Raw genomic sequence first — 8,930 nt, 5'->3', positions numbered from 1 at the left:
AAAAAAGACCCAACTAGAAACTTTGAGCGGTATCTCCTCAGGGATAAAATTTTTAAGAGAGAAAATTTAGAGGCGATAAAGAAGGAAATAAGAAGAAAAGTTAATGAGGCTCATATTTTTGCTAAAAAAAGTCCCTATCCCAAAAAAGGTGAATTGAGGAAGTATGTCTTCAAAGAATAATAGAAGGTTGCAATATAGCTTGGCTATCAATGAAGCACTTCGCCAGATGATGTTGCTGGATAAATCGGTCTTTCTCATCGGACAAGGTGTTAAAAGTCCATGGTATGTGGGTAATACTGCCAAGGGACTTCTGGAAGATTTTGGGCCAGAAAGGGTTATTGACACGCCCGTCTCTGAAAATGCTGTTACGGGTGCTGCCGTAGGAGCAGCTATAGCTGGAATGAGGCCGATAGTTGTACATCCCAGGATGGATTTTATGATGTATGCACTGGATCCCATTATTAACGAAGCAGCAAATTGGCATTATATGTCTGGCGGTAGAGGCTCGGTTCCGGTGGTCATCTGGGCTATAATAAATAGAGGTAGTGAACAGGCCGCACAACATTCCCAGGCGCTTTATGCTTTATTTGCTCACATTCCGGGGTTAAAGGTAGTAATGCCCTCTACTCCCTATGACGCAAAGGGATTGATGATTTCAGCGATTAGAGATGACAACCCTGTAGTCTATATAGATGACCGCTGGTTGTATACATTAGAGGGGGAGGTTCCGGAAAAAGTTTATTCTATTCCTATTGGTAAAGGGATTATCAGAAAAAGGGGAAAGGATGTGAGTTTGGTAGCTACCTCTTATATGGTAGTTGAGTCAATGAAGGCTTCAGAAGACTTAAAAAAAGATGGAATCGATGTAGAGGTAATAGACTTACGTTCAATTAAGCCGTTGGACAAAAAACTTCTTTTCGAATCGGTCAGGAAGACGGGAAGGTTGGTAATTGCTGATGGCGGCTGGAAGAGTTGCGGTTTATCTGCTGAGATATTGGCTACAATATCGGAATCAGGGAATCCATTTAAAAATATAAAGGCGCCTATTAGAAGGATAGCTTTGCCCGATACCCCGGCACCGGCAAGTTCTAATTTAGAAAAGGCATATTATCCTGACCATAGAAAGATTGCGAGTACTATAAGAGATTTAATGTAAAGGTGAGGAATGCGGCCATATAAGGTAAGATTTGTAAACTATCCCAGACAATACCGACAAATGAAAAGAGAGTTTGATGTCGTCTTTGAAGAGGTAATGTCGGGCGGAGATTTCATACTCAGAAGGCATTTAGAGGAATTTGAAAAAAGAATAGCCGAATATGTAGGAACCAAATATGCTATCGGGGTGAATACGGGTACGGATGCGTTATACCTCTCTGCTCATGTCTTAGGTTTTGGACCGGGTGATGAAGTAATCACTGTTGCCCATACCTTTGTAGCTACTGTGGGTGCGATTGTCCAATGCGGGGCTATACCTATTTTGATTGATATTAAGGATGACTTTAATATGGATGTGGATCAAATAGAATCTGCCATCACAAGGCGTACGAAAGGCATTATCCCGGTTCACCTCAATGGTCATAGCTGTAATATGGTGAAAATTATAGAATTGGCAAAGGAATACAACCTTAAAGTAATCGAAGATGCAGCACAGGCGTTAGGTGCGAAATTTAAGGATAAGAGGTGTGCTTCATTTGGTGATACAGGCATATTCAGTTTCTACCCGGCAAAGATGTTGGGTGCTGCGGGGGATGGTGGGATGGTCTGTACTAATGATGATAGACTGGCAAGAAAACTCCGGGCGTTCAGAGACAGTGGGAGGGTTGACTCTGCAGAAGTGATTGAGTGTTTTGGCTGGTGCAGCAGGCTTGATAATTTGCACGCTGCAATGCTTAATATGAAGTTCGACTACTTTGATAAGTGGATAGAACGACGCAGAGAGATAGCTAAGTTATACGATGTTGGACTTACGGACGTGGGGGATATAATTATTCATCCTTGTTCAAATAATGATTATTTTGATGTATATCAAAATTATGTAATTAGGTCTGGGCAACGTGATCGTTTAGCTCAGTATCTTAGGGATTCAGGTGTTGAAGTGTTGATATCCTGGCCAACGCCGTTACATAAACAGAAGGCTTTAGGGCTTGGACATTTTAAACTCCCAACGACGGAACGGATCAGCGCGGAGGTTATTTCTTTACCGATGTATCCCCAGCTCACAGATGAAGAAGTTGAAATCGTAATCAAAACGATTAGGGATTTCTTTAGAAGGTAATATGGGACGAGTTGATTTTAGTACAGTAACAGAAGTAACAGGGTATAAAGTCAGCAGGGAACAGATACAACGAATGTATACACGTTACCGTTTTGCGTCTGAATTTTGTGAGGGAAAGGAAGTATTGGAGGTTGCTTGCGGCTCGGGGCAAGGGTTAGGGTACTTAGCAAAAAAAGCAAAAAAAGTTATAGGCGCTGATATTGATGAGAATAACTTAAGATTTGCACGGGAATATTACAAAGACAAAGAGAATATTGAGTTAAAAATCCTGGACGCGCATAAACTGCCGTTCGATAATAATAGTTTTGATTTAGTGATATTGTATGAAGCTATTTATTATCTTGCAAATCCAGAGCAATTCGTTAAAGAAGCAAAAAGGGTTTTAAGAAAAGGGGGCAATCTTCTTATTTGTACGGCTAACAAAGACTGGTCGGGTTTTAATCCCAGTCCTTATAGTCATAAATATTTCTCTGCGCACGAGTTATTCGGCTTGCTAAAGCAGAATAATTTTGGTGACATAGTCCTTTATGGAGACTATCCTGTAATAGCTAAAACATTTAAAAATAGAATTATTTCTTGGATTAAGAGGAAAGCAGTTGCTTTAAAGATAATTCCGAAAACAATGGAAGGCAAAGAACTGTTGAAAAGAATTTTCTACGGAAAGTTGCTACCCTTGCCGCCGGAAATATCTGGTGGAATGGCAGAATATACCCCTCCTGTTTCTATACCTTATGATTCTCCTAATTTTGGATATAAGGTTTTGTATGTTGTGGGTTATAAATGAAGATAAATTATTTTATTCATAAATATCGCCGTCTTTTTACTATAGTTGTTCATTTTATCTTAGTCATTATTGCGTATGTAGGTGCTTTCTACTTGCGCTTTGATTTTCGATTAAGAAGTGAGTATTTTCCAATTATTTTAAAAACATTACCTCTTTTGATTATTATTAAGATGGCTATCTTTTATTATTATGGACTTTTCTCTGGACTTTGGCGTTATGCCAGTATAGATGACTTATGGAGAATCATCAAAGCAAACTTCTTTTCTACCGCTGTATTTATCTTAGGGGTCGTTTTTATTTATAATATTGTGGGTTACCCGCGTTCAATATTTTTTCTGGATGGGATTTTATGCATAGCTTTTATTGGAGGGTTGCGTTTTGTAACGCGTTTATTTATAGAGATATTTAAACCTGTATCAGCGAAGATAAACAAAAGGGTGATTATTGTTGGAGCAGGTGAAGCGGGAGTTATGGTATTAAGGGAATGTCGCAATAATCCCGCTATGAATATGGAAATTGTAGGCTTTATAGATGATAATCCTACGAAAAAGAATTTACGAATTCAAGGGATAAAAATTTTAGGCACAAAACATGATATCCCAGCTATCGTTAACAAGTATGGAGTTGAAGAAATCATTTTAGCTATTCCTTCGGCTAAAGGGAAGATTATTAGAGAAATTATCTCTCATTGTCAGATACCGAACGTTAAGCTTAAAATTGTTCCTGGGTTGCAGAAAATTTTAAGTGGAGATTTAGAAGTAAGACCCAGAGGGGTAAAGCCGGAAGACCTTTTAGGTAGAGAAACAGTTGAGATAGATGCACAAGAGATAAGTCATTATATTAGGAATAAACGTATCTTGGTTACAGGTGCAGGTGGTTCAATTGGTTCGGCACTTTGTCAACAGATAGCTCTTTTTTCCCCAAAAGAACTTATGTTTTATGACCATAATGAAAATAACGTTTATTTCTTAGAGGTTGAATTTAAGACAAAATATCCACAAGTTAAATTCACAACAATTATTGGAGATATAAAAGATATCGGTCTATTAAAGCATACATTTTCCCGTTATAAACCTCATGTGATATTTCATTCTGCAGCGCATAAACACGTTCCTTTGATGGAGGAAAATCCTGCAGCAGCGGTAAAAAACAACATTATTGGAACTCGCAATCTTATCTATGCAGCCAATCACTATGGGGTGGAAAGATTTGTTTTGATTTCCACAGATAAAGCCGTAAATCCCAAAAGTATTATGGGTGCAACTAAAAGAATTAGTGAAATGATATTACAGGCTAAGGCTAAGGATAGTAAGACAAGATTTATGGCGGTTCGTTTTGGGAATGTGCTTGGCTCCGACGGTAGCGTTATTCCACTTTTTAAGAAACAGATTGAGGAAAGGGGGCCTGTAACAGTAACCCATCCTGAAGCCAAAAGATATTTTATGAGTGCAAGTGAAGCTGCTCAACTTGTCCTTCAGGCAGGGGCAATAGGAAAAAAAGGGGAAATTTTTATTTTAGATATGGGTGAGCAGATAAAGATACTGGATTTAGCACGTAATCTAATAACCCTTTCGGGACTTAAGTTAGATAAAGATATCTTTATTAAATTTATCGGATTAAGACCGGGAGAAAAGTTGTATGAAGAAACGTTGCACGATGTAGAGAAAGATAAAACTACTAAGTATGAGAAAATCTACATCGCCCAGGCAAATGAGTTCGAATCACGTATACTAAGGAACCAGGTTAAGGAACTAGAAAGGTTAGCACATATGATGGATACGAAGAGAATTCTGAATAAAATACACGAAATAGTACCTTCTTATGTGCCAGACCAGGAAAATAAAAATTGATGCAAAGATAATATCTCTATAAAGAATTAATGTCCAGTACGCTTTTGAACAGATTACTATTATTTTTTTCTGCTGCCGTAACCTCTACAAATTTTGGCATCAATTCTTAAAGGTATTTTTTTCTGAATGCGTCAACTCTCGTGAATTACCCTTTTAAAAATTCATACTATTTACGGTAATGATAAATGACAAATACCTAACGACAAGGAAGCGATATGGAAGTCGTTAAAGATAAATTATTGAAATATTGCGATTGGTTGGTTGGGGCTTTTCTTATTCTGTTTGTCTTCTGGTCACCGATTTCCATTACCGGAGCCCAGACCGCCGTATCTTTTGCACTTTTGTTTTGGTTAGTCAGGATGTTCTTGACGAAAAAATTTTGCCTGGCGAGAAATCCCCTTAATATACCAATTGTCGCCTTTCTGGTTGCTGCAGCTATAGGGGTAATTATGGCAGTAAATTTTAAACATAGCCTGAAAGCCTATATGACTCTGGGCTGGATGTTTATTTTTTTCCTAATTGTGAATAATGTCAAAGACACAATTCAGTTTAAGAGGCTAGTGCGAATTCTGGTTTTGATTACTACGATTGGAGGAGCCTACGGCATTTTCCAGCATCTTACCAAAATAGATTTTTTCGGCAACGTTAAGCATCTCCGCTTGCCTATGGCCAGAAGTACAGGTTTCTTTGACGGTCCGGCGACTTTTGGAAACTATATATTGTTGGTCTTGCCAGTGGTAATTGGCTTGTCTTCTTATATTAGGATAAGAAGGAAGAAACGCTGGTTGCAGTTGTCAGGGTTGATTATCCTGACTGCCATAATCTTTTCATATGGTCGGGCGGTGTGGATAGGATTGATTGTCGGATTGATATTTATGGGTATTTTGGGTAGCAGAAGATTGCTTCTGTCAATTTTAGCTGGAATTATGATTTGTTCTATTTTGATTCTAGCTCTCCCTTCCTTGGAATTCGCTCAGCGGGTGGCGGGAACTGTTAAGTCCAAGCATCCAGTTGGAGATAGAACAGAGTTCTGGGAGGGAAGTCTGAGAATATTAAGAGATTATCCGATTACAGGGGTGGGTTGGGAAGGCTTTAGAAAAGTGTACCCAAGGTATAGGCCGAGCGAAGAGGAGAAGTCGGTAAGCAATGCTCACAACAATTTCGTGGATGTGGCTGTGGACAGTGGACTTTTGGGATTGGGTATATTTCTCTGGCTCTTGGTAACCATTTACAAGGTTGGTTTTCACATTTTCAAGGAACTGGAGGACGGGTATTTTAAAGGTTTTGTATGGGGATTTCTGGGATCGCTTACCGCTTTTCTAATTGCCGGATTGAGTCAGTATAATTTTGGGGATTCAGAAGTAGTCATGCTTTTCTATTTCCTTCTCGGTATGGTTATGGTTATTCCCAGGATAAAAGAAGCAAAATAAGTTTAAAAACCCTCCCTTTCGGGAGGACTCCAAAAATTATGGAGTCCTTGCGAAAGCAAGGTTCCGTTTATGGACCCTCCCTTTCGGGAGGACTCCAGGGGAAAAGAGGATATGAAGATATTGGTGACAGGAGGGGCGGGGTTTATTGGGTCTAATGTTGTTGATGCTTATATCGAGAAGGGATATGAAGTCGTTGTTGTAGATGACTTATCATCGGGGAAGAAAGAGAATCTGAATAAGAAAGCTAAGTTTTACAATTTAGATATTTGTGATAAGGCACTGGAAGAGGTTTTTAACAAAGAAGGAATTGATATTGTTAGTCATCATGCAGCCCAGGTTGACGTGAGAAAGTCCATAGATGACCCTGCCTTTGATGCCCGGATTAATATAGAAGGTTCACTTAATATTTTAGAGAATTGTCGGAAGTACAAAATTAAGAAGATAATCTTTGCTTCCAGTGGTGGTGTAATTTACGGCGAATGTGGCAATCTCCCTCCTAATGAAGATTCTCCCATTTCTCCTATTTCTCCTTACGGCGTAAGCAAGTATGCCATGGAATGTTATCTCTCTACTTATGAGAAAATTTATGGTTTAAGATATACTGCACTTCGCTATGGCAATGTTTATGGTCCCCGGCAGGACCCTTATGGTGAGGCTGGAGTTGTGGCAATCTTTTCCGGGAAGATGCTTAATAACGAAGAAGTCAATATTTTTGGCGATGGGGAGCAAGTGCGTGATTATGTCTATGTAGGAGATGTAGTGAAGGCGAATATTTTATGTCTGGAAAATGGCGATAACGAGATATTTAATATTGGGACAAGTAGATCTACCTCGGTAAATCAGTTATTTTCAGAAATGAAAGAACTAACCCAATACTCTAAACAGGCAGTGTATAAACCTCTCAGGGCTGGAGAGTTAATGAGGAGTTCTCTTGATGTGAAGAAGGCGGAGCAAAAGCTTGGCTGGAAGGCAAAGGTAGACATTAGAGAAGGGTTAAAAAAGACAATAGATTTTTTTAGGGAACAGTAGATGTAAGGGGGTAGGGGATGAAAATGGTAATTAAAGCTGTGATTATGGCGGGAGGAAAAGGGGAGAGATTCTGGCCGTTAAGTAGAGAGAAATTTCCCAAACAACTCCTTTCGCTCACCGGAAAGAAGAGTCTTCTGCAGGAAACTGTGGATAGACTCCAGCCACTTATTTCTCCTCAAGACATCCTTGTGGTAACCCGACGTCCCCTGGCGAGGGCCATTGAGCGCCAGCTTCCCCAGCTGCCCAGAAAAAACATAATCTCTGAGCCAGTTGGGAGGAATACTGCTCCCTGTATTGGCCTGGCGGCGAAAATGATTAAAGAAGATGCGGTTATGGTTGTTTTACCGGCAGACCATATAATTAAGCCTCGAAGAAAATTCCTGGATACTTTGAAAAAAGCAGTTACGCTTGCTAAAGAAACGGAGAATCTAATTACTATTGGTATTAAACCAACATACCCGGCAACTGGTTATGGATACATAGAGGCAGGGAATAAAGAGAAACAACAGGTGTTTAGGGTCAAAAGATTTGTAGAGAAGCCGGATAAGAAGAACGCCGAAAGGTTCATTAAAACTGGTAGATTTTTCTGGAATAGCGGAATGTTTGTGTGGAGGAAGTCAGTAATTCTGGAGGCAATAGGGAAATATATGCCTTCCCTCTACCAGAAATTGCAAATGGTTTCTTCAAAGAACATAAGTAAATTGTATCCTGGATTGCCTAATGTTTCTATTGATTACGGGATAATGGAGAAAGCAAAGAATAGTCTTCTCATTCCTGCCGATTTCTCCTGGGAGGATTTAGGTTCCTGGGAGTCGCTGGATAAATTTCTTTCGCGCGACAGAGGGAAGAATGCTATTATAGGCAGAGTTTCGATGATGGATACTCAAAACTGCACAATTGTAAATAAGAAAGGACTATTATCTGCAATTGGCGTATCTGACCTTATTATTGTCTCTACAGAAGATGTTACCTTAGTCTTTCCCAAAGGAAAGGGTCAACAGGTTAAGAAATTGGTGGAGAAGTTAAAAAAAGACCCAAAATTTAAAAAATACATATAGTTTCCTTGCTTTCGCAAGGACTCCAGGATTTTTGGAGTAGCGAAACTTGTTTCGTATTAATAACGCAGAGCAAGCTCTGCTACTCCAGAATCTTTTGGAGTCCTCCCGAAAGGGAGGGATTGGTAATCCTGGTATGGTAAAAATTAAGTTTGGCACAGATGGATGGAGAGGAGTTATTGCTGACGATTTCACATTCGATAATGTGAGAATCGTTGCCCAGGCGATAGCAGACTACCTAAAGGAAGAAGCGACAGGTAACAAGCCACAAGGGGTGGTTGTGGGGTATGATAATCGTTTTCTTGCTGAGAAATATGCTTTGCTAATTGCTGAAGTTTTATCCGGAAATGGAATCAAAGTGATTCTTAGTAATAAGTCTGTTCCTGTTCCTTGCGTCTCTTTTGCCATAGTGGAAGGAAAATGCGATGGCGGGGTAATGGTTACTGCCTCGCATAATCCTCCACAGTTTTGTGGTATTAAATTTAAGGCTCTCTACGGAGGCTCGGC

At 39.6% G+C, this 8,930-nt stretch carries 9 protein-coding genes; all 9 read left to right on the top strand.

Features of this window, described 5'->3' with window-relative positions; all coding sequences use genetic code 11:
* Window positions 1-180: thiamine pyrophosphate-dependent enzyme (locus VMW39_02755; GenBank protein ID HUW22939.1), on the top strand; the 180-nt coding region annotated here is incomplete at its 5' end.
* The gene (locus tag VMW39_02750; GenBank protein ID HUW22938.1) at window positions 164-1,156 is read left to right on the top strand and encodes a pyruvate dehydrogenase complex E1 component subunit beta; all 993 of its coding nucleotides are present in this window, start codon (window positions 164-166) and stop codon (window positions 1,154-1,156) included. The genes VMW39_02755 and VMW39_02750, both read left to right, overlap by 17 nt.
* A 9-nt stretch (window positions 1,157-1,165) precedes the next feature.
* Complete coding sequence (locus VMW39_02745; protein HUW22937.1) at window positions 1,166-2,275, top strand: DegT/DnrJ/EryC1/StrS family aminotransferase; 1,110 nt, start codon at window positions 1,166-1,168, stop codon at window positions 2,273-2,275.
* A gap of 1 nt (window position 2,276) precedes the next feature.
* Complete coding sequence (locus VMW39_02740) at window positions 2,277-3,059, top strand: class I SAM-dependent methyltransferase (GenBank protein HUW22936.1); 783 nt, start codon at window positions 2,277-2,279, stop codon at window positions 3,057-3,059.
* On the top strand, window positions 3,056-4,909 hold the full coding sequence (locus VMW39_02735; GenBank protein HUW22935.1) for a nucleoside-diphosphate sugar epimerase/dehydratase: 1,854 nt from the start codon (window positions 3,056-3,058) through the stop codon (window positions 4,907-4,909). Before VMW39_02740 ends, VMW39_02735 begins: the two co-directional genes overlap by 4 nt.
* Before the next feature lie 215 nt (window positions 4,910-5,124).
* Window positions 5,125-6,339 carry an O-antigen ligase family protein gene (locus tag VMW39_02730; GenBank protein HUW22934.1) on the top strand — a complete coding sequence of 405 codons (1,215 nt, stop codon included), beginning with the start codon at window positions 5,125-5,127 and terminating at the stop codon, window positions 6,337-6,339.
* A gap of 111 nt (window positions 6,340-6,450) precedes the next feature.
* Window positions 6,451-7,368, top strand: a complete 918-nt coding sequence (locus VMW39_02725; GenBank protein ID HUW22933.1) for an SDR family oxidoreductase — start codon at window positions 6,451-6,453, stop codon at window positions 7,366-7,368.
* Between the two features lie 17 nt (window positions 7,369-7,385).
* Window positions 7,386-8,426: a mannose-1-phosphate guanylyltransferase gene (locus VMW39_02720; GenBank protein HUW22932.1), complete on the top strand. Its 1,041-nt coding sequence runs from the start codon at window positions 7,386-7,388 to the stop codon at window positions 8,424-8,426.
* Window positions 8,427-8,559: 133 nt separating this feature from the next.
* Window positions 8,560-8,930, top strand: a 371-nt coding sequence (locus VMW39_02715) for a phosphoglucomutase/phosphomannomutase family protein (protein HUW22931.1), incomplete at its 3' end; no start/stop codon positions are given.

The sequence above is a fragment of the bacterium genome, assembly GCA_035530055.1.
In the GTDB taxonomy this organism is placed as follows: domain Bacteria; phylum UBA6262; class WVXT01; order WVXT01; family WVXT01; genus WVXT01.
This window is presented reverse-complemented; position numbering and strand designations above follow the sequence as displayed.